The organism is Pseudomonas chlororaphis subsp. piscium, from assembly GCF_003850345.1.
In the GTDB taxonomy this organism is placed as follows: Bacteria; Pseudomonadota; Gammaproteobacteria; order Pseudomonadales; family Pseudomonadaceae; genus Aquipseudomonas; species Aquipseudomonas piscium.
The window spans coordinates 6098735-6118807 of sequence record NZ_CP027707.1 but is presented as its reverse complement, the minus strand read 5'-3'; the positions used below and the strand labels follow the sequence as shown (position 1 = coordinate 6118807).

Below are 20073 nucleotides of genomic sequence, written 5' to 3'. Positions count from 1 at the left end.
TTCGAGTTGCTAAAGTCCCGGGCAAATCTCCGTTAACGACAATAAATTTGCCGAGACTTTCTCATGATCGAATCCGTCGAAGACTTTCTCGCCCGCCTGAAAAAGCGCGACCCGGACCAGCCTGAATTCCACCAGGCGGTGGAAGAGGTGCTGCGCAGCCTGTGGCCGTTCCTGGAGGCCAATCCGCATTACCTGACCTCGGGCATTCTCGAGCGCATCTGCGAGCCGGAGCGGGCGGTGGTGTTTCGTGTGTCGTGGGTCGACGATCAGGGCAAGGTCCAGGTCAATCGCGGGTTCCGCATCCAGATGAACAGCGCCATCGGCCCGTACAAGGGCGGTTTGCGTTTCCACCCTTCGGTCAATCTGGGGGTGCTGAAATTCCTCGCCTTCGAGCAGACCTTCAAGAACTCCCTGACCTCGCTGCCCATGGGCGGCGGCAAGGGCGGTTCGGACTTCGATCCGAAGGGCAAGAGCGACGCCGAAGTGATGCGCTTCTGCCAGGCCTTCATGAGCGAGCTGTACCGTCATATCGGTTCGGACGTGGACGTGCCGGCGGGGGATATCGGCGTGGGCGCCCGGGAAATCGGTTTCCTGTTCGGCCAGTACAAGCGCCTGAGCAACCAGTTCACCTCGGTGCTGACCGGCAAGGGTATGAGTTACGGCGGCAGCCTGATCCGTCCGGAGGCTACCGGCTTCGGTTGTGTGTACTTCGCCGAAGAAATGCTCAAGCGCCGTGACGACCGGGTGGAAGGCAAGCGCGTGGCGATTTCCGGTTCCGGCAACGTGGCGCAATACGCGGCGCGCAAGGTCATGGACCTGGGCGGCAGGGTGATCTCCCTGTCAGACTCCGAAGGCACGCTGTACTGCGAGGCCGGGCTGACCGAGGAGCAATGGCAGGCGGTGCTGGAACTGAAGAACGTCAAGCGCGGGCGCATCAGCGAGCTGGCGACGCAGTTCAACCTCGAATTCCTCGTCGGCCAGCACCCCTGGGGGCTGCCGTGCGATATCGCGCTGCCGTGCGCCACCCAGAACGAACTGGACGCCGAGTCGGCACGCACGCTGCTGCGCCATGGCTGCATGTGCGTGGCCGAAGGGGCGAACATGCCGACCACTCTGGAAGCTGTGGATATCTTTATCGAGGCCGGCATTCTGTTCGCCCCGGGCAAGGCCTCGAACGCCGGTGGCGTGGCGGTCAGCGGGCTGGAGATGTCGCAGAACGCCATGCGCCTGCTGTGGAGCGCCGGCGAGGTGGACAGCAAGCTGCACGGCATCATGCAGTCGATCCACCACGCCTGCGTGCATTACGGCGAAGAAAACGGCCGGATCAACTACGTCAAAGGGGCGAACATCGCCGGCTTCGTCAAGGTTGCCGATGCCATGCTGGCCCAGGGCGTGGTTTAAGCCGGGTCGATGCGGATCACCTCGATCAACTGATCGCCCGCCGGCCGCTGCCACAACACTTCATCGCCAAGCTGGGTGCCCAGCAGCGCCCGGCCCAGCGGCGAGCCCCAATTGATCAGGCCCTTGGCGACATCGGCCTGATCCTCGCCTACCAGCTGCACACACTGCTCGGTGCCGTGCTCGTCGGCGAAGATGACCCGGCTGCCGATCTGTACCTTCGACCGCGATGTCGCCAGGGGAACCACCTGGGCGCTTTGCAGGCGCTGGTTGAAGTAGCGCAGATCGCGTTCGATATCGGCCAGCTGCTGTGGGTCCGCCTGGTCGCCCAGCGCCGATTGTTGGTTGTGCCGGGTTTGCAGGAACGCGACCTTGGCCTGCAGTTCGCTCAGGCCCTGTGGGGTGACGTAGTTGGGTTGCGCGCTGATCTGCCGTTCCACGGGTTGGTCGGCCTGGGGGGCAGACAGTTCCTCATTGACGAAGGCTCGGCTCATGGGAGTTTTCCCGTAATGGAGTTTGGGCCATGGTCGCAGCCTTTTGGTTTCGGGCCATGTCTGAAAACGACTTACTGCGAGCGATAGGCTCGCGCGGCGTCGCGGTCTTTTTCCTGTTGCCAGGCACGTTCGCGTTCGTCCCAGTGACGCTGCCGATAGTCATTGCGATCCTGGTTTTCCAGCATGGCCTGGCACTGGCGAAAACCGTCGCTCCAGCCCTCGGCGTATTGCGGGTCCTTGAGGTAGCGCGGCACGTTCTTGCGAAATTCGCCGTTGATCGCCCCGGCGGCCTGGCGACCGCTGGCGCAGCCATCATCGAAGCCGTCGGCGAAGGCCGGTGGATAACCCTGCTTGAGCAACTGCTCGTGGGTCGTCTCACAACCGGCCATCAACGCCAGCAACGCTGCCACTACCGCATACCGCCACATCTCTGACTCCCGCACCGCTCAACGGCTGATAGAGAAAGTCTAGAAGGGGATTCGTCAGTGGTTTGTGAAAGCGCAGTAAGAATGCTACCGGGGGTCAGTAGTGGTACCACTTCAGTTCCAGCATCACCTCGTTTTCCGCCGTGGCCAGGTGGCTGAACTCGCGCTGGGCGCTCAGGCGCAGGCCCAGGTTGCGCGACAGCTCCCATTGCTGGTTGAGGCTCAGGCTGCGGCGCACCTCGCCGTTGGTGAAGTAATCGCCCTTGGCCTCGACGCTGAAGTTGCCCAGCGGGTTTTTCCACAGCAGGCCGGTGTTGAAGCCGGCCGCCGGGGTGATGAAGGCGGCGAAATCGGCGTTGTGCTCGACGCGTACGGTGCCCAGGGCGAAGCCGAGCATATTCTCGCTGAGCTGCCAGGTGCCGCCGCCACCACCGTTGACATGGCTGACCAGGGTTTCATCGTCGTGTTTGCCCGGCACCCGCTCCAGGCCCCCGGTGACCTGCCAGGACCAGGGTTGCAGCAGATCGTTGCGCGGCGTCAGCGAACGGATGGTCGCCAGGTCCAGTTGCTGCAGCTGCCAGTGGTTGCCTTCGTACTGGCGCAGCTTCATCTGCAGGATTTCGATCTGTGCGCCCAGGGGGAAACCTTCGGCGTTGTCGTTGAGGTCGTGATAGGCCATGCGCAGCCCGTATTCGCCAAAGGCCTGATCACCGCGGGTACCCACGCCGACCTGCCAGGTGCGCGACTCATGGCCGTCTTCCGGCAGGCCAGGGCGGGCGATGGACAGTTCGGGCGGCGGGTTGCGGTTGATCGCCCGCAACAGCTCGAAACTGCGCTGCGCCCGTTGCGGGTCGCGTTCCTGGCCGTTGGCCCGGTAGCGCTCAAGGCGATAGGCCGCATCGATGATCAGCGCCTGGCGGTCCCGTGACAGGGCCTTGAAGGCTGGCTCGTGCAACTGTTGCTGGTTGGCGCTGACCTTCAGCACCCATTGCTGTTCGTCGTTGCTCAGCGGCTTGGCGCGCTCCAGCAGCTCACGTTCGCGGGACGGGCGGTACTCGATCTTCTCCACCAGGCCGGCTTCCTTGACTGCCTTGACGGTGTCGGTGGGAATTGCCGTCAGCGGGAACTGTTCGGTCAGGCGCAGGCTGGGGCGTGCCACTTGCAGCAGTTCGAGCAAGCGGTAGGAGCAGTTCTCGTCGAAGAAGAAGTAGTCGAACTTGATCTGCTTCAGTTCCCAGACGTGCTCGACCATGCGTTCGGTTTCGGCCTGGGTCAGGTTCAGCCGGTACTCCCACAGGTCGCGGTTCTCCAGGCTGCGGTACTCCGAGAGCTTCTCCTGGTAGGGCACCAGGGCGAACAGCCCGGGGTAGCCGCCCATCAGGCCTTTCCAGGCGTAGAGAATGCTGTTGTCCGAGCCTTCGATATAGGCGCCGAAGTTGATCGCGTAGCTGAGCAGGGCGGTGTGGTTGCTTTGCACGTCGGCCTGGTCGATGCGCAGCAGGGTATGGCCGAACATCGACGACGGGCTGTTCAGGTAGGCCGCCGGGAAAATCATCACCGTGCTGTGGGGCGCGACGTCCTTGAACCACTGGTTGAACTCATTGCAGTCCACCGTCGGCAGATCGCTCAGGTTCAACTGGGCCTTGAGCCAGCGGGTGCGGGCGGGGTACACGCATTGGGCATGCTGGTTGCCGCTGCTGGCAGGGGCGTAGAGCGCGTCAAGGGTGGCCTTGAGCTCGGCGTCCGGGTGTTCGGCGCCGTTGCCGGCGAGGAAAAACTTCGGGTCGCTGACATAACTGCGCCAGCCACCGAGCTTGGCGGTTTCGTAGTGGCCAAGGGAAATCCAGAACGGATCGTTGGCCAGTTGCTGCAAACGTGAGTGGTCGATATGTGGCGCGGCGGACAGCGGGGCGCAGACACAGAGCGCCAGGGAGGCAAGGCGTTTGAGCATGGTGGGCAACTTGAGTCGGAAAAAACAAAGATCCGGGAGGGGTCATGTCCGAAAAACAAAAGCCCGCTCCTCGAAAAGAGCGGGCGGGTCGAGATTAAGCCGGGGTGGCGTACTTGGCCAGGCGTGCATCGTTTTTCAGCACGGCCAGGGTGTTGGTGTGCACATCGTCCGCGGTCACGTCGGCTTTGCTGAAGATCTGCTGGAAGTGCTCGTGGGTGACGGCGGCGAAGTGCGCGCGGTCTTCAGGAGCGACGCCCAGAACCACGGCGTAGGTGGTCAGCGCTTCGCCTTCACCTTTGGCCATGTCTTCGGAGAGCTCGTTCATCATGCCATTCATGGCAAACCAGGATTTGCCGCCGTAAGTCAGCGCGCTGTTGGTCGAGCAGCCGTTGGTGCCGGAAGTCATACCGAAGGTCGCGTTACCGGAGGTGCCGTTGGTGGTGGAGGCCAGGAAGTGAGCCGGAGTGCCGCGCTGCCCTTCGAACAGCAGGTTGCCCCACCCACAATCCGGACCGCCTGGCGCCTGGGCCATTGCATTGATGGAAACAGCGGTGAAGAGAGTACCGAGAAGAATCCGTTTCATAGCTTTGTTCTCTTTGTGTGCAAACCAATGGACAAGGGTTCTGGCCCATGTCGGCGCCAGTGGGCCGGTTATTAGTCCAGCCGCGCAGCTTGGAGTTTAGGCAGATTCCAAGGGTTCCGTGTTTTTTTGCATGACATTCCTTGAAATAGACGGTTTTTATGCTGTCTGCGTAGCGCCTGGGGTCTGTCCGCGCTTTCGCTTTCTCGCGCCTTGCCAGCCGCTGTACCCGGCGCCAGAATGCCCCATCTGCCCCGCCTGATGTAAGGAAGCCCGATGCCTGATCCTGTTGCTGCCAGCTTGCGTCTAGCGCCCGAAGCGCTGACCCGTCCGTTTTCCGCTGAACAGTTCAGCTTCTCGACCACCAATGATCTGGAGCCCTTTCGCGGTGTGCTTGGCCAGGAACGTGCGGTCGAAGCCTTGCAGTTCGGTGTGGCCATGCCGCGCCCCGGTTACAACGTCTTTGTCATGGGCGAGCCCGGCACTGGCCGCTTCTCTTTCGTCAAACGCTACCTGAAGGCTGAGGGCAAACGCCTGCAGACCCCGTCCGACTGGGTCTACGTCAACAATTTCGATGAGCCGCGCGAGCCTCGCGCGCTGGAGCTGCCTTCGGGGGCCGCGGGTGCGTTCATCAGTGACATCAACGGCCTGATCGACAACCTGCTGGCGACCTTTCCGGCAGTCTTCGAGCATCCCTCCTATCAACAGAAGAAAAGCGCCATCGATCGCGCTTTCAACCAGCGTTACGACCGTGCCCTCGATGTGATCGAGCGCCTGGCGCTGGAGAAGGACGTCGCGCTGTACCGCGACAGCAGCAATATCGCCTTCACCCCGATGATCGACGGCAAGGCGCTGGACGAGGCCGAGTTCGCGCAATTGCCCGAGGCCGATCGCGAGCGTTTCCATGAGGACATTTCCGTCCTGGAAGAGCGCCTCAACGAAGAGCTGGCGAGCCTGCCGCAGTGGAAGCGCGAGTCGAGCAACCAACTGCGTCACCTCAACGAAGAAACCATCACCCTGGCCTTGCAGCCGCTGCTGGCGCCGCTGTCCGAGAAGTACGCGGAAAACGCCGGTGTGTGCGGCTACCTGCAAGCCATGCAGGTGTACCTGCTCAAGACCGTGGTCGAGCAACTGGTGGACGACAGCAAGACCGACGCCGTGGCCCGCAAGCTGCTGGAAGAACAGTACGGCCCGAGCCTGGTGGTCGGTCACCCGGCCAGTGGCGGCGCGCCAGTGGTGTTCGAGCCGCACCCGACCTACGACAACCTGTTTGGCCGCATCGAATACAGCACCGACCAGGGCGCGCTCTACACCACTTACCGGCAGCTGCGTCCGGGTGCCCTGCATCGGGCCAACGGCGGTTTCCTGATTCTCGAAGCCGAGAAGATGCTTAGCGAACCCTTTGTCTGGGATGCCCTCAAGCGTGCCCTGCAATCGCGCAAGCTGAAGATGGAGTCGCCGCTGGGCGAACTGGGGCGCCTGGCCACCGTGACCCTGACCCCGCAACACATCCCGTTGCAGGTCAAGGTCGTGATCATCGGTGCCCGCCAGCTGTACTACACGCTGCAGGACCTGGATCCGGACTTTCAGGAAATGTTCCGCGTGCTGGTGGATTTCGACGAAGACATCCCGATGGTGGACGAGAGCCTCGAACAGTTCGCCCAGCTGCTGAAAACCCGCACCTCTGAAGAAGGCATGGCGCCGCTGACCGCGGACGCAGTGGCGCGCCTGGCGACCTACAGCGCCCGGTTGGCGGAACACCAGGGGCGCTTGTCGGCGCGTATTGGCGACCTGTTCCAGCTGGTCAGCGAGGCGGACTTCATCCGTCACCTGGCTTCGGACGAGATGACCGATGCCGGGCACATCGAACGGGCGCTCAAGGCCAAGGCCACGCGCACCGGGCGGGTCTCGGCGCGGATTCTCGACGACATGCTGGCGGGGATCATTCTGATCGACACCGATGGTGCTGCCGTGGGTAAGTGCAACGGCCTGACGGTGCTGGAAGTGGGCGACTCGGCCTTTGGTATTCCGGCGCGGATTTCCGCCACGGTGTATCCGGGAGGCAGCGGTATCGTCGACATCGAGCGCGAGGTCAATCTCGGCCAGCCGATTCACTCCAAGGGCGTGATGATTCTCACCGGCTATCTGGGCAGCCGTTATGCCCAGGAATTCCCCCTGGCAATCTCGGCGAGCATCGCCCTGGAGCAATCCTACGGTTACGTCGACGGTGACAGTGCATCGCTGGGCGAGGCGTGCACGCTGATCTCGGCCTTGTCGAAAACCCCGCTCAAGCAATGCTTTGCCATTACCGGATCGATCAACCAGTTCGGCGAGGTGCAGGCGGTTGGCGGGGTCAACGAGAAGATCGAAGGCTTCTTCCGCCTCTGCGAAGCGCGGGGCCTGACGGGCGAGCAAGGCGCCATCATTCCTCACGCCAACGTCGCCACCCTGATGCTCGACGAGAAGGTGCTGGCGGCGGTCCGCGCCGGGAAATTCCACGTGTATGCCGTGCGCCAGGCTGACGAGGCCCTGAGTCTGCTGGTCGGCGAGCCCGCGGGCGAGCCGGATGCGGATGGCCAGTTCCCGGAAGGCAGTGTCAACGCGCGGGTGGTGGAGCGTCTGCGGGTTATCGCGGAAATGATCAGCGAGGACGATCTCAAGGAAGCGGAAAAAGAGCAGGCGCAAGAAGCATTGGCGCAAACCAAGCCGGCATGAGCCATGCCGCGGCGAGGGCTCGGCCTTCGTCGCGGCGCCGGTCCGCTGGCGTCAATTTTGCGAATAGACCATTCGGCGCCTGTTCAGCCGGTCAACTTTGCTTCTCAGTCTTTTCTTCCTATTCTCAGGGCAGGAGAACGACAGTCGTCACTGGATCGAAACAGTCTTCACATGAGGGCTGAATACCGGATCTACCGAGGGTCGCCGCCATGTCGCGCAACCTCTGCCTTACCCGCCAGTGTCTTGGCCTGGTCACCCGTATCGAGTGCAGTATCCGCCCGCTGGCGGGAGATAACGGAATGTGGACCCTACTGTTCGCGGCTGGAATGGCCGGTGAGCAACCTTCGGCCATCAAGGCCCAGGGACCTTTCTGCGGTCCCAGCGTGGCCGAATCCATCCTTGATTCCATCGTCGAAAGCCTGACCACCCACGGCTATGAGCTGGCCGACGACCCGCAGATCTGGTGCCTGCACCTTCAGGCGCAACTACGGCAGATCAATGGCGAACGCTGCCGCCATTGACGCGATTTCCCGTTTCCCCCTACCGCTGAGTCCTACTCGGCGGGTGGTGGGTTCTCCAGCTTGTCGAGCTTGACCTCAAAGCCATATTCGACGGTGTTGAGCTCGCTGCGCTGGTAGGTTTCCAGTTCGCTGGGCTGCCCATAGAAGTAATGCACGTCGAACGAGGCCGGACCCTTTGCCGGCGCCTCATGGCTGACCGCAAGAATTTCCTTCAAATACTGGCCGCTGCCGTCCTTGGCATAGAAGCGCCAGGCCTCGGCCGGGAACAGGCGTTGGTCGACGATCAGCGCATTGCCCCGCAGCTCCAGCCCTTTGGGCAGTTGGCTGACCGGCAAGGCTTTCTTCTCGATGCTGGCCAGAAACAGTGGGATCGCACCGACGGCGTAAGCCGGGGTTTCCGGAAACAGGGTCAGGTCGTAAGTGATCGAGCTACGCAACGGATCGACCTCGACCGCCTCCGATGGCAGTTCGATGGGCTCGCCGCGTTTGCCATTTTCGTTCTGGGTGAAGAAGGTCACCGGGCTGTCGCTGGTAGAGAAGGACGTGCCCAGCAACTCGTCATTGAAGGTTTTCGGGTGGTCGAACTCGATCCGCGCCGCGCTGGCGTCCTCGGTGGATTGATGCACGACCACGCTTTTCTTCAAGGTTTCTTCGTCGAGGTTGGCGCCCTTGAGGTAGTTAGGCGCCTGATCGTCATACACCACTACCGGCATGGGCAGGGGCTGGATCTTGCTGTCGGTGGTCAGAGGGTCGAAGCGGCGCACCGGCAGATTGAGGTCTTTACGGGTGACGGTGGCAGCGGAGAAATCCAGCACGTTGACTTCGAGCTTGTCGATCAGGCCGTTGAAATACACCTTGGTGTAATGGCTGTGCTGCTCGCGCTCGAAGGTTTTGCGCTCCTCTTCAAGCTGCTGCTCGAACGCTTGGCTCCAGGCCTTCTGCTTCTGCATTTCGGCGAGCTGCTTGGCGTAGAAGGCGATCTGTTGGCTGTTCTCGTTGATCGAACCGGAGCGCGAAAGGATCTGGCCGGTAGTGTCGCGTGCCTGCACTAGCAATGGGTTGAGCGGTGTCTCGCTGAGCTCGGGCGGCAGTGGGGCGCTGTTGGTCAACTCGATTTCGGCGCTGTTCTTGTCCAGGGACAGCAGTTTCACGCTGACGTTCTTGTCGCTGCGTTGCTGGCCGATATTGGCCTTGCTCAGCTCGAAGGTGAGAACCTGATGTGGCGCGATCACTTCGGCCTTGCCTTGCAGCGTCACGGGTTGGGGCTGGTTCTTGTTTTCGATTTCCAGGCCTTCGATGAATGGGTAGGTCACCGTCAGGTCATCCGGATTGGTCAGGTTGGAGCTGGACGGGCTCAGCTGGATGCCGGGATTGGTTTCCGACCATTCGGGCTGGAAGGCGATGACCTTGCCGTTGCTCAGGGTCACGGACTGCCATTCCAGGCCATGGGGGAATGGGAATTGTGCCGGCATGTTGAAGCTGAAGGGGAACACCGGCTGCAGGTCGGTCAGGTAGTCGGAATTGGAGGTCTTGCGCAGTACGAACAGACCGTTGAGGTAGGTGTCGACCAGGGCCTGCGGGCTGGGGTAGTGCTTGAGCAGGGCCAGGGCGTCATCGCCGTATTCGGTCTCGATGGGCTTGTTCTTGAGCCGCAGTTGCGCGCGTTCGAGCAGTAGCAGCGAACCGCCCAGGTCGGCGATGGCGTCCTTGAGCTTGGGGTCCTGGATGGCGTCCAGGGATTGTTCGAACTGTGCGGTTTTCTGTTCCAGGCTGACTTGCTGCTTCTCGTCGCTGGGCGAGCAGCCGCTGCTGAGCAGTACCGCGATACACAGGCCGGTACCCGCCAAAGGCAATCGCAAATCCATTCTCCAGGCTTCCTGTCCGATGTCATTGAGCTGTTCAAGTGTTTCCGACACTAGCAGAAAACGCTTTGGCAGACGCGCAGGTAATGGATTTGGTTGCGGTTTATGGGCTTTTGGCCGGCTGATATACTCGCCGCCGTTTTCAGACCTGTGTGAGATTCAATGGAACGTTTTATCGAGAATGCAATGTACGCCTCGCGCTGGCTGCTGGCGCCGATCTACTTTGGTCTGTCGTTGGGGCTGCTCGCCCTGGCCTTGAAGTTCTTCCAGGAAGTCTTTCACGTCATTCCCAACGTGTTCTCCATGGCCGAGTCGGATCTGATCCTGGTGCTGCTGTCGTTGATCGACATGGCGCTGGTGGGCGGCCTGCTGGTGATGGTGATGATCTCCGGCTACGAGAACTTCGTGTCTCAACTGGACATCGACGAGGACAAGGAAAAGCTCAGCTGGCTGGGCAAGATGGACTCCTCCTCGCTGAAGATGAAGGTGGCTGCGTCCATCGTGGCGATCTCCTCGATCCATCTGCTGCGGGTATTCATGGACGCGAAGAACATCGAGCCGCAGTACCTGATGTGGTACGTGATCATTCACATGACCTTCGTGATTTCGGCTTTCGCCATGGGCTATCTGGACAAGCTGACCAAGCACTGATCGCCTGATCACCGCTGTAGCCGCGCCGCCCGGCCGTTGTGAAACGGACGGGCGGCGTCGTTTGTGGCTTGTGCTTTTACCGGCCGAGGCATATCCCTGTAAAAGTCACGGGCTTGAACTGCGCGAGGTGCACTCATGAACCTGCACGAGTTGAATGCTTATGCCGTCGCCGGAAAAATCGACGAGCTGAACCTGATCTCTCTCGAAGGCGGCATCTATCTGCTCGAGGCACGGATGCATGGGGCGGCCTACCCCTTGAGCGACGCCCACGGTCAGATGTTGCATCTGCGTTCGGTGGAGCATGCCCGGGAAGTGCTGCACGCCTTTCCCAAGTTACCCTTCAACCTGATCCACGCCTCAGTGCATGACGAGATGTGCGGCCTCTCGGCCGATAGCGATGACAGCCTGCGGGTGCCCCTCGCCGTCCGCTCGGTCTGACAGGCGGGACGCACGTTCATCGCCGTGGCATCTGTGCTAGTCTGCTCGCCCTTTTGGTTCCGGGCGTCCCGGGATGCGCTGTGTACGCACGGCGGATTTCCGAGCCGTCCGCACAGCGGAGCAGTGTCATGTCCGAAGTAAATCTGTCCACCGACGAAACCCGCGTCAGCTACGGTATCGGCCGTCAGCTGGGCGACCAGCTGCGTGACAACCCGCCACCGGGCGTGAGCCTGGACGCCATCCTGGCCGGCCTGACCGACGCGTTCGCCGGCAAGCCTAGCCGTGTAGGCCAGGAAGAAATGTCCGCCAGCTTCAAGGTGATCCGCGAAATCATGCAGGCCGAAGCCGCTGCCAAGGCTGAAGCCGCTGCCGGCGCGGGCCTGGCTTTCCTGGCTGAAAACGCCAAGCGTGAAGGCATCACCACTCTGGCCTCCGGCCTGCAGTTCGAAGTGCTGACCCAGGGCGAAGGCGCCAAGCCATCCCGTGAAGACAGCGTGCGTACCCACTACCACGGCACCCTGATCGACGGCACTGTGTTCGACAGCTCCTACGAGCGCGGCCAGCCTGCGGAATTCCCGGTCGGCGGCGTGATCGCTGGCTGGACCGAGGCGCTGCAACTGATGAATGCCGGTAGCAAATGGCGTCTGTACGTGCCGAGCGAGCTGGCTTACGGCGCGCAAGGCGTGGGCAGTATCCCGCCGCACAGCGTTCTGGTGTTTGACGTCGAGCTGCTCGACGTTCTGTAAGCCTCAGCTGCCGGGCTGAGCGTGCTCGCGATCCATGTGCCGTGTTTGCGGTGCACGGATCGTGAGCAGGTCTGCCTTGGCAGAGGGTTTAGGCGGGGTCATAGGCGTATTTTTGCGCTCAGGCCTTGCCCTTCGGCTGTTCCGGCAGGGCGCAAGGCCCGTGCATAGCAGAACAGAAACAGGTTGCGTACCAGTTCCTTGAGCACCACCGGCTCGCTGGAACTCAGGCCGTTGAGGTCCAGGTCGCCCTGATCCTGCAGCTCGTTCAAGGCTTCTTCTTCCAGTACCGCACAGACTTCCCCGGTTTCCCGATGCAGGATTCGCAGGTAAGGGTGTGGGCGGTCCAGCCATGCGTCGATCAAATAAGTCATGAGTCTCATCTCCTTGATGGGTTTCAATGAGAATAATTCTTATTCAATGAATAGCAAGTACCTATTGGCGGTTTCTGCTTTTTTCTGTGTGGAAATTGTTGTGGGTCAAAAGGGCTGGCCTTTTGATATGTGGCGGGAAATGAGGGGAATTTGGCAGGGGCGGGGAGGGCTTCACCCCGTGCCTGGCACGGGGCGATAGCCGGAATATCAGACCTTGCGAACGAACTCGGACTTGAGCTTCATCGGGCCGATACCGTCGATCTTGCAGTCGATGTCGTGGTCGCCATCGCACAGGCGGATGTTCTTGACCTTGGTGCCGACCTTGACCACCAGCGAGGTGCCCTTGACCTTGAGGTCCTTGATCACGGTGATGGTGTCGCCGTCTTGCAGGACATTGCCGACCGAGTCTTTTTTCACGGTTTCATCGGATGCGGCCTCGGCCTCGCCATTGGCGGACCATTCGTGGGCGCATTCCGGGCAGACCAGTTGGGTGCCGTCTTCATAGGTGTATTCGGAATTGCATTTCGGGCAGGGTGGCAACGTGCTCACTAAGGCTCCTCGGATTCAGGAAGGCTAAAAAGCGCACATTATATAAGGTTTTGCACGGGGAAGGGGGATCGCGGGGGATTGGGCGAGAAAGCATCGCGAGCAAGCCCGCTCCTGCGCAGGGCAGGAGCGGGCTTGCGATCGAATTTTAGTGCGTGCGGGCTACAGCGAATTCGCTCAGTTCCACCAACGCGTCGCGGTATTCGCTCGGCGGCAGGGCTTCCAGGCAGGCGATGGCGCGAGCGACATAGTCGCGGGCCAGTTGCGCGGTGTAGTCCAGGGAGCCGGAGGCTTCCACGGCAGCGCGAATGCTTTCCAGATCCTCGATACCGCCTTTCTGGATCGCCTGGCGCACCAGGGCCGCCTGTTCCGGCGTGCCTTCGCGCATGGTGTAGATCAGCGGCAGGGTCGGCTTGCCTTCGGCCAGGTCGTCGCCAACGTTCTTGCCCAGGGTTTCCGCGTCGCCACGGTAGTCGAGCAGGTCGTCCACCAGTTGGAAGGCCACGCCCAGGTGATCGCCGAAGGTGCGCAGGGCTTCGCTCTGCTCTTCGGTGGCGCCGGCCAGGGCGGCGGCGCTGTGGGTCGAGGCCTCGAAGAGCATCGCGGTCTTGCCGCGGATGACTTCCATGTAGGTTTCTTCGGTGGTACTGGCATCTCGGACTTTCGACAGCTGCAGCACTTCGCCTTCGGCAATGATGCGGGTGGCTTGGGAAAGGATCTTCATCACCGGCATCGAGCCCAGCTCGACCATCATTTCGAAGGAGCGCGAGTACAGGAAGTCGCCCACCAGCACGCTCGGGGCGTTGCCCCACATGGCGTTGGCGGTCGAGCGGCCACGGCGCATGCCGGACATGTCGACCACGTCGTCATGCAGCAGGGTGGCGGTGTGCAGGAATTCGATGGTGGCGGCCAGCAGGCGCAGGTCGTCGCCTTCGCGACCCAGGGCCTTGCCACATAGCAGCACCAATAAAGGACGCAGGCGTTTACCCCCGGCCGAGGTAATGTAGTCGCCGATTTTCGATACCAGCGGTACTCGGGAGGTCAGCTGCTTCTTGATGATGCCGTCGACGGCGCTAAAATCGTCCGCCACCGCGCGGTAGAAAGCTTGGGGTTGCATCAGCGACAGGTGCTCCAGAAGGGTTGCGCGGCATGCTAGGACCCACGTCCGGGGCTGTCAAGGCGCGATGGACGGCCCCTTGCATCGCCAAGACAGCTTGCGTACAATCGCGCACCCTGAACTTCCTGGGCAGCACCTGCCTTACGCAATTGCACTTGGGCCGTTCCAGCCCCATGCAGCCATGCCAGCCAATACCTCTTCTTATAAAGAGCTGGGTGAGCAGGATTATCGGAGAAATACCATGTACGCAGTAATCGTTACCGGCGGTAAGCAATACAAGGTCGCTGAAGGTGAATACCTGAAGATCGAAAAACTGGAAATCGCCACTGGCGAATCCGTGACTTTTGACCGCGTTCTGTTGGTTGCCAATGGCGACGACGTGAACATCGGCGCACCTGTTGTTGCTGGCGCAACCGTCAAGGCTGAAGTGATCTCCCAAGGTCGTCACGATAAAGTCCGCATCATCAAGTTCCGTCGCCGTAAGCACCACATGAAGCGTATGGGCCACCGCCAGTGGTTCACCGAGATCAAAATCACCGGTATTCAGGCTTAATTTCAGCCTAATTCCTCACTAGGAGAATTGAACTCATGGCACACAAAAAAGCTGGTGGTAGTACCCGTAACGGTCGCGACTCAGAAGCCAAACGCCTTGGCGTGAAGATGTATGGCGGCCAGGTCATCAAGGCCGGCAACATCATCGTGCGTCAGCGCGGCACCCAATTCCACGCTGGCTACGGCGTTGGCATGGGTAAAGATCACACCCTCTTCGCGAAAATCGAAGGCGTGATCAAGTTTGAAGTAAAAGGCGCCTTCGGTCGTCGTTACGTGAGCGTTGTCGCAGCTTAATTGCGCGATCGCTGGAAAAGCCCTGTCTTGCGACGGGGCTTTTTCGTTTGTGGGGTGAGTCTCTTGCAAAACTGTTTGTATGGGCTGCCAGCGCTGGATGTTATGGCCGTTGATCGGGGTCGCTGCGCTCATTTTTGCAAGAGTCTTATGTCTTAGTGTTTTTCGGCTCGCCCGTGCGGCGAGAGGCGTTTTGTTATGAAGTTCGTTGATGAAGTTTCGATCCGAGTAAAAGCTGGCGACGGCGGCAATGGCTGCATGAGTTTCCGTCGGGAAAAGTTCATCGAAAACGGTGGTCCGAACGGTGGTGACGGTGGTGACGGCGGCTCGATCTACATGATCGCCGACGAGAACCTCAACACCCTGGTGGACTACCGCTACACCCGCCATTTCGACGCCGAGCGCGGCTCCAATGGCGGCAGTACCGATTGCACCGGCAAGAAAGGTGAGGATCTCGAGCTGCGCGTACCGGTCGGCACCACGGTGATCGATGCCGGTACCCAGGAAGTGATCGGTGACCTGACCAAGGCCGGTCAGCGTTTGCTGGTGGTGCAGGGCGGTTGGCACGGTCTGGGTAACACCCGTTTCAAGTCCAGTACCAACCGTGCGCCGCGCCAGACCACTCCGGGCAAGCCGGGTGAGCAGCGTGACCTCAAGCTGGAGCTGAAAGTGCTGGCGGATGTTGGTCTGCTGGGCTTGCCGAATGCCGGTAAGAGCACCTTCATTCGCTCGGTGTCCGCAGCCAAGCCGAAAGTGGCCGACTATCCGTTCACGACCCTGGTGCCGAACCTGGGCGTGGTCAGTGTCGACCGCTGGAAGAGCTTCGTGATCGCCGACATTCCGGGCTTGATCGAAGGCGCTTCGGATGGTGCGGGCCTGGGTATCCGTTTCCTCAAGCACTTGGCGCGTACCCGCCTGCTGCTGCATCTCGTGGACATGGCGCCGCTGGATGAAAGCAGCCCGGCCGATGCCGCGGAAGTGATCGTCAACGAGCTGACCAAGTTCAGCCCGTCCCTGGCTGAGCGTGATCGCTGGCTGGTGCTGAACAAGTGCGACCAGATCCTCGAGGAAGAGCATGAGGCGCGGGTCAAGGAGATCGTCGATCGCCTGGAGTGGACCGGTCCGGTATATGTGATCTCGGCCATTTCCAAAGACGGTACCGAGCGCCTGAGTCGCGACATCATGCGTTATCTGGAGGATCGTGCCGATCGTCTGGCGGCCGACCCGGCTTATGCCGACGAGTTGGCAGAGCTCGATCAGCGCATCGAGGACGAGGCGCGTGCCCAGCTGCAGGCTCTGGACGACCAGCGTGCCCTGCGCCGCAGTGGCGTGAAGAGCGTGCATGACATCGGCGACGATGACTGGGATGAAGAAGATGTGGATGACGAAGATGGTCCGGAAATCATTTACGTCCGCGACTGATTCGTTGCAGTAAACTACAAGCGCCGCTCACTGAGCGGCGTTTTAGTATCCAGGAAACGTAGTATCAAGAAGCTTAGTATCAAGAAACGTAGCCACGAATAACTTATGGGCGCGCTCGGTCGCGTGGCTCTCAAGCTAAGGTTGAAGAAGATGCGGAGTAAGGTGACAGGTGCGCAGCGCTGGGTCGTGAAGATCGGCAGCGCACTGCTGACGGCGGACGGCAAAGGGCTGGATCGCGCGGCAATGGGCGTTTGGGTCGAGCAGATGGTGGCCTTGCATGAGGCTGGCGTCGAGCTGGTATTGGTTTCCTCCGGCGCGGTCGCGGCCGGCATGAGCCGTCTGGGCTGGACCGCACGACCGAGTGCGATGCATGAACTGCAGGCGGCCGCGGCCATTGGTCAGATGGGCCTGGTGCAGGCCTGGGAGTCGAGCTTTGCCGAGCATGGCTTGCATACCGCGCAGATCCTGCTGACCCATGACGACCTGTCCGATCGCAAGCGTTACCTGAACGCCCGCAGCACCTTGCGTGCGCTGGTCGAGCTCAAGGTGATTCCGGTCATCAATGAAAACGACACCGTGGTTACCGATGAGATCCGCTTCGGTGACAACGACACCCTGGCGGCCCTGGTGGCCAACCTGGTCGAGGCCGATCTGCTGGTGATTCTCACTGACCGCGACGGCATGTTCGATGCCGATCCGCGTAACAATCCCGATGCCCAGCTGATTTACGAGGCGCGCGCCGACGATCCTGCGCTGGACGCGGTGGCGGGCGGTACCGGTGGTGCGCTGGGGCGCGGTGGCATGCAGACCAAGCTGCGCGCGGCGCGCCTGGCGGCCCGCTCCGGGGCGCACACCATCATTGTCGGTGGGCGTCTGGAGCGCGTGCTGGATCGCCTGAAAGCGGGTGAGCGCCTGGGTACCTTGCTGTCGCCTGAGCGCGGCATGCTGGCGGCGCGCAAGCAATGGCTGGCTGGGCACCTGCAAACCCGTGGCACCCTGGTGCTGGACGATGGTGCGGTGTCGGCCTTGTCCCAGGGTAACAAGAGCTTGCTGCCGGTGGGGGTCAAGCTGGTTCAGGGCAGCTTCCGCCGTGGTGAAATGGTGGTGTGCGTGGCGCCGGACGGGCGTGAAATCGCCCGCGGCCTGGCCAACTACAGCGCCCTGGAGGCGCAAAAAATCATCGGTCAGTCCTCTGATGCGATTGTCGGTTTGCTGGGGTACATGGCCGAGCCTGAGCTGGTTCATCGTGACAACCTGATTCTGGTCTAAGGAAAAACCAATGCGCGTAGCAAAAGGATTGTTGGGGTTGCTGCTGGCGATGCCGCTGCTGGCCTCCGCTGAAGAGATCGGCCAGGTGTCGACGGTGTTCAAGTTTGTCGGGCCCAACGACCGCATTGTGGTCGAGGCTTTCGATGATCCGAAGGTGGAGGGCGTGACCTGCTACCTGTCGCGCGCCAAGACCGGTGGCGTGAAGGGCGGGTTGGGACTGGCGGAGGATCGCGCCGAGGCCTCCATCGCTTGTCGCCAGGTCGGCCCGATCAGCTTCAAGGGTGAGCTCAAGGATGGCGAAGAGGTGTTCAAGGAGCGCACTTCGTTGGTGTTCAAGACCATGCAGGTGGTGCGTTTCCTCGACAAGAAGCGCAATACCCTGGTGTATCTGGTCTATAGCGATCGGCTGATCGAGGGCAGTCCGCAGAACGCGGTGACGGCGATTCCGATCCTGCCTTGGGCGCAGAACCCGTAACGGCCTTCAAGGCTTGCTCCTGCAGTGGTTATGCCCTGCAGGGGCTGCCGGTCGATGTTCGATTGCTTGTGGTAATGGTTCGGTAGTCAAAAACAGCAAATCGCAGGCAATAAAAAACCGACCCTGAGGTCGGTTTTTTAACAAGCGTGTCGCTTAGGCTGCAGCAGCAAGCTTCAGAGCCTTGATGTGGCCATTCAGGCGGCCTTTATGGCGAGCAGCTTTGTTCTTGTGGATGATGCCTTTATCGGCCATGCGGTCGATAACTGGCACGGCCAGAACATAAGCAGCTTGCGCTTTTTCAGCGTCTTTTGCGTCGATGGCTTTAACTACATTCTTGATGTAGGTACGAACCATGGAACGCAGGCTGGCGTTGTGGCTGCGACGCTTCTCAGCCTGTTTTGCACGTTTTTTGGCGGAAGGTGAGTTGGCCACCGTCGAGCTCCTCGAAAGACTTTTTGGGAAATAGCAAACAAAATAGGCCGCGAATCATGCCGATGAGTTGAAGGCTTGTCAAGGGCAGCTGATGCGTTCCGCTGAGTGGTTGGATCTGAAGAGGCGGGATATTTATTTCCGGCGCTTGACCTGTAAACTCGCGAGCTTTGGCTCTGTGCTGTTGCGGCGCGGAGTATCGCACAAGTGGGCGCATTGTTCGCCTGCTGTTTATCTACAGGCAAAAAACCTTTTCATGAACTTGCTCAAGTCGTTGGCCGCTGTCAGCTCTATCACCATGATTTCCCGGGTTCTGGGGTTCGTGCGCGATACCATCATTGCGCGTACGTTCGGCGCCGGCATGGCGACGGACGCCTTCTTCATCGCCTTCAAGCTGCCCAACCTGCTGCGCCGCATCTTTGCCGAGGGCGCCTTCTCCCAGGCCTTTGTGCCGATCCTGGCGGAATACAAAAGCCAGCAGGGTGAGGAAGCGACCCGGACCTTTATTGCCTATGTCTCCGGCCTGCTGACGTTGGTACTGGCACTGGTCACGGCGCTGGGGATCCTTGCCGCGCCCTGGGTGATCTGGGTGACGGCGCCAGGTTTTGTCGATACCCCGGAAAAATTCACGCTGACCACCGATCTGTTGCGCGTGACCTTTCCTTATATATTGCTGATCTCGTTGTCCTCGCTGGCGGGGGCGGTCCTCAATACCTGGAACCGCTTTTCGGTCCCTGCGTTCGTGCCGACATTGCTGAACATCGCCATGATCGTCTTTTCGGTATTCCTGACACCTTATTTCGATCCGCCGGTCATGGCCCTGGGCTGGGCGGTGCTGGCGGGTGGCCTGGCGCAGTTGCTGTATCAGCTGCCGCATCTTAAGAAGATCGGCATGCTCGTGCTGCCGCGCCTGAACCTGCGCGACACCGGGGTCTGGCGGGTGCTGAAGCAGATGCTGCCGGCCATTCTCGGGGTCTCGGTAAGCCAGATTTCGTTGATCATCAACACCATCTTCGCCTCGTTCCTGGTGGCCGGTTCGGTATCCTGGATGTATTACGCCGATCGCCTGATGGAGCTGCCTTCGGGGGTTTTGGGTGTGGCGCTGGGCACTATCCTGCTGCCGACGCTGGCCAAGACTTACGCCAACAAGGATCGGCATGAATATTCGCGGATTCTCGATTGGGGCCTGCGCCTGTGCTTCATGCTGGTGCTGCCTTGCGCGCTGGCGCTGGGGATTCTGGCCGAGCCACTGACGGTATCGCTGTTCCAGTACGGCCAGTTCAGCGCCTTCGATGCATCGATGACCCAGCGTGCGTTGGTCGCGTATTCGGTCGGCTTGCTCGCGATCATTGTGATCAAGGTGCTGGCGCCGGGCTTCTATGCCCAGCAGAACATCCGTACCCCGGTGAAAATCGCGATTTTCACCCTGATCGTCACGCAACTGCTGAACCTGGCGTTCATCGGTCCGCTGAAACATGCGGGCCTGGCGCTGGCGATCAGCGCCGGGGCCTGTATCAACGCTGGTTTGCTGTTCTATCAACTGCGCAAGCAGCAGATGTTCCTGCCGCAGCCTGGGTGGGGCAAGTTTTCCCTCAAGCTGATCGTCGCGGTGAGCGTGATGACGGCGGTGCTGTTGGGGCTGATGCAGTTCATGCCGGCCTGGGACCAGGGCCACATGCTTGCGCGCTTCCTGCGTCTGGGCGTGCTGGTGGTGGCGGGTGTGGTGGCTTATTTCGGCATGCTGGCGTTGCTCGGCTTCCGCCTGCGCGACTTCAATCGCAAGGCGTTGCACTGAGGTCCTGGGGCACTTGAACACCGGC

At 60.9% G+C, this 20073-nt stretch carries 21 protein-coding genes; 12 read left to right on the top strand and 9 right to left on the bottom strand.

All coding sequences use genetic code 11. The features are described 5' to 3' along the window. Nucleotides 1–63: 63 nt before the first annotated feature. Nucleotides 64–1401: an NADP-specific glutamate dehydrogenase gene (gene gdhA, locus C4K38_RS27755; protein WP_053281001.1), complete on the top strand. Its 1338-nt coding sequence runs from the start codon at nt 64–66 to the stop codon at nt 1399–1401. Here gdhA and C4K38_RS27750 read toward each other — a convergent pair. The 4 genes from C4K38_RS27750 to C4K38_RS27735 form a co-directional block, all read right to left on the bottom strand. Continuing rightward, entirely contained in the window at nt 1398–1892 is a 495-nt protein-coding gene (locus C4K38_RS27750; protein WP_053281000.1) for a GreA/GreB family elongation factor, read from the bottom strand. The two genes, gdhA and C4K38_RS27750, sit on opposite strands and share 4 nt — an antisense overlap. A 71-nt stretch (nt 1893–1963) precedes the next feature. After that, nucleotides 1964–2320 (bottom strand): hypothetical protein, encoded by a 357-nt coding sequence (locus C4K38_RS27745; RefSeq protein ID WP_053280999.1) that lies wholly within the window; start codon nt 2318–2320, stop codon nt 1964–1966. Nucleotides 2321–2414: 94 nt separating this feature from the next. Continuing rightward, nucleotides 2415–4268, bottom strand: coding sequence for an Lnb N-terminal periplasmic domain-containing protein (locus tag C4K38_RS27740; RefSeq protein ID WP_053280998.1), 1854 nt, complete (start codon nt 4266–4268; stop codon nt 2415–2417). Nucleotides 4269–4362: 94 nt separating this feature from the next. Next, the gene (locus C4K38_RS27735; protein ID WP_053280997.1) at nt 4363–4851 is read right to left on the bottom strand and encodes a DUF3015 domain-containing protein; all 489 of its coding nucleotides are present in this window, start codon (nt 4849–4851) and stop codon (nt 4363–4365) included. Nucleotides 4852–5124: 273 nt separating this feature from the next. Here C4K38_RS27735 and C4K38_RS27730 point away from each other — a divergent pair, with 273 nt between their 5' ends. Together C4K38_RS27730 and C4K38_RS27725 are read left to right on the top strand one after the other, a co-directional pair. Further along, nucleotides 5125–7563 (top strand): Lon protease family protein, encoded by a 2439-nt coding sequence (locus C4K38_RS27730; RefSeq protein WP_053280996.1) that lies wholly within the window; start codon nt 5125–5127, stop codon nt 7561–7563. Between the two features lie 209 nt (nt 7564–7772). After that, the gene (locus tag C4K38_RS27725; RefSeq protein WP_007924756.1) at nt 7773–8084 is read left to right on the top strand and encodes a PA4575 family protein; all 312 of its coding nucleotides are present in this window, start codon (nt 7773–7775) and stop codon (nt 8082–8084) included. 32 nt (nt 8085–8116) lie between these two features. Here the strand turns inward: C4K38_RS27725 and C4K38_RS27720 are convergent, their stop codons facing one another. Next, nucleotides 8117–9949 carry a hypothetical protein gene (locus C4K38_RS27720; protein ID WP_053280995.1) on the bottom strand — a complete coding sequence of 611 codons (1833 nt, stop codon included), beginning with the start codon at nt 9947–9949 and terminating at the stop codon, nt 8117–8119. Between the two features lie 159 nt (nt 9950–10108). Between C4K38_RS27720 and C4K38_RS27715 the strand changes: the two genes are divergently transcribed. The 3 genes from C4K38_RS27715 (at nt 10109) to bamJ (ending at nt 11781) form a co-directional block, all read left to right on the top strand. Continuing rightward, nucleotides 10109–10597, top strand: coding sequence for a TIGR00645 family protein (locus tag C4K38_RS27715; RefSeq protein WP_053280994.1), 489 nt, complete (start codon nt 10109–10111; stop codon nt 10595–10597). Nucleotides 10598–10732: 135 nt separating this feature from the next. Continuing rightward, a complete protein-coding gene (locus C4K38_RS27710; RefSeq protein ID WP_053280993.1) occupies nt 10733–11035 on the top strand; it encodes a DUF6482 family protein in 303 nt (100 codons plus the stop codon). Between the two features lie 128 nt (nt 11036–11163). Then, a complete protein-coding gene (gene bamJ, locus C4K38_RS27705; protein WP_007924751.1) occupies nt 11164–11781 on the top strand; it encodes a BamJ family beta-barrel-assembly machinery protein in 618 nt (205 codons plus the stop codon). Between the two features lie 98 nt (nt 11782–11879). Here bamJ and C4K38_RS27700 read toward each other — a convergent pair whose 3' ends face one another. The 3 genes from C4K38_RS27700 to C4K38_RS27690 all read right to left on the bottom strand — a co-directional run bounded on the left by C4K38_RS27700 (nt 11880) and on the right by C4K38_RS27690 (nt 13815). Further along, nucleotides 11880–12152, bottom strand: coding sequence for a PA4570 family protein (locus tag C4K38_RS27700; RefSeq protein WP_009045712.1), 273 nt, complete (start codon nt 12150–12152; stop codon nt 11880–11882). 207 nt (nt 12153–12359) lie between these two features. Continuing rightward, nucleotides 12360–12701, bottom strand: coding sequence for a zinc ribbon domain-containing protein YjdM (locus C4K38_RS27695; RefSeq protein ID WP_053280992.1), 342 nt, complete (start codon nt 12699–12701; stop codon nt 12360–12362). Between the two features lie 145 nt (nt 12702–12846). After that, on the bottom strand, nt 12847–13815 hold the full coding sequence (locus C4K38_RS27690; RefSeq protein WP_009045711.1) for a polyprenyl synthetase family protein: 969 nt from the start codon (nt 13813–13815) through the stop codon (nt 12847–12849). A gap of 241 nt (nt 13816–14056) precedes the next feature. On the opposite strand from C4K38_RS27690, the gene rplU reads away from it, so the two are divergent. The 5 genes from rplU to C4K38_RS27665 all read left to right on the top strand — a co-directional run bounded on the left by rplU (nt 14057) and on the right by C4K38_RS27665 (nt 17824). Beyond that, the gene (gene rplU, locus C4K38_RS27685) at nt 14057–14368 is read left to right on the top strand and encodes a 50S ribosomal protein L21 (protein ID WP_007924746.1); all 312 of its coding nucleotides are present in this window, start codon (nt 14057–14059) and stop codon (nt 14366–14368) included. 35 nt (nt 14369–14403) lie between these two features. Then, nucleotides 14404–14661, top strand: coding sequence for a 50S ribosomal protein L27 (gene rpmA, locus C4K38_RS27680; RefSeq protein WP_003228360.1), 258 nt, complete (start codon nt 14404–14406; stop codon nt 14659–14661). Nucleotides 14662–14856: 195 nt separating this feature from the next. Next, a complete protein-coding gene (gene cgtA / locus C4K38_RS27675; RefSeq protein WP_007924745.1) occupies nt 14857–16080 on the top strand; it encodes an Obg family GTPase CgtA in 1224 nt (407 codons plus the stop codon). Between the two features lie 150 nt (nt 16081–16230). Beyond that, nucleotides 16231–17349, top strand: coding sequence for a glutamate 5-kinase (gene proB / locus C4K38_RS27670; RefSeq protein ID WP_007924743.1), 1119 nt, complete (start codon nt 16231–16233; stop codon nt 17347–17349). A 10-nt stretch (nt 17350–17359) separates the two neighbouring features. After that, nucleotides 17360–17824: a CreA family protein gene (locus C4K38_RS27665; RefSeq protein ID WP_053280991.1), complete on the top strand. Its 465-nt coding sequence runs from the start codon at nt 17360–17362 to the stop codon at nt 17822–17824. A gap of 153 nt (nt 17825–17977) precedes the next feature. Here the strand turns inward: C4K38_RS27665 and rpsT are convergent, their stop codons facing one another. After that, nucleotides 17978–18256: a 30S ribosomal protein S20 gene (rpsT, locus tag C4K38_RS27660; RefSeq protein ID WP_009050949.1), complete on the bottom strand. Its 279-nt coding sequence runs from the start codon at nt 18254–18256 to the stop codon at nt 17978–17980. A gap of 253 nt (nt 18257–18509) precedes the next feature. Between rpsT and murJ the strand changes: the two genes are divergently transcribed. Beyond that, nucleotides 18510–20048: a murein biosynthesis integral membrane protein MurJ gene (gene murJ, locus C4K38_RS27650; RefSeq protein WP_053280990.1), complete on the top strand. Its 1539-nt coding sequence runs from the start codon at nt 18510–18512 to the stop codon at nt 20046–20048. Nucleotides 20049–20073: the final 25 nt, after the last annotated feature.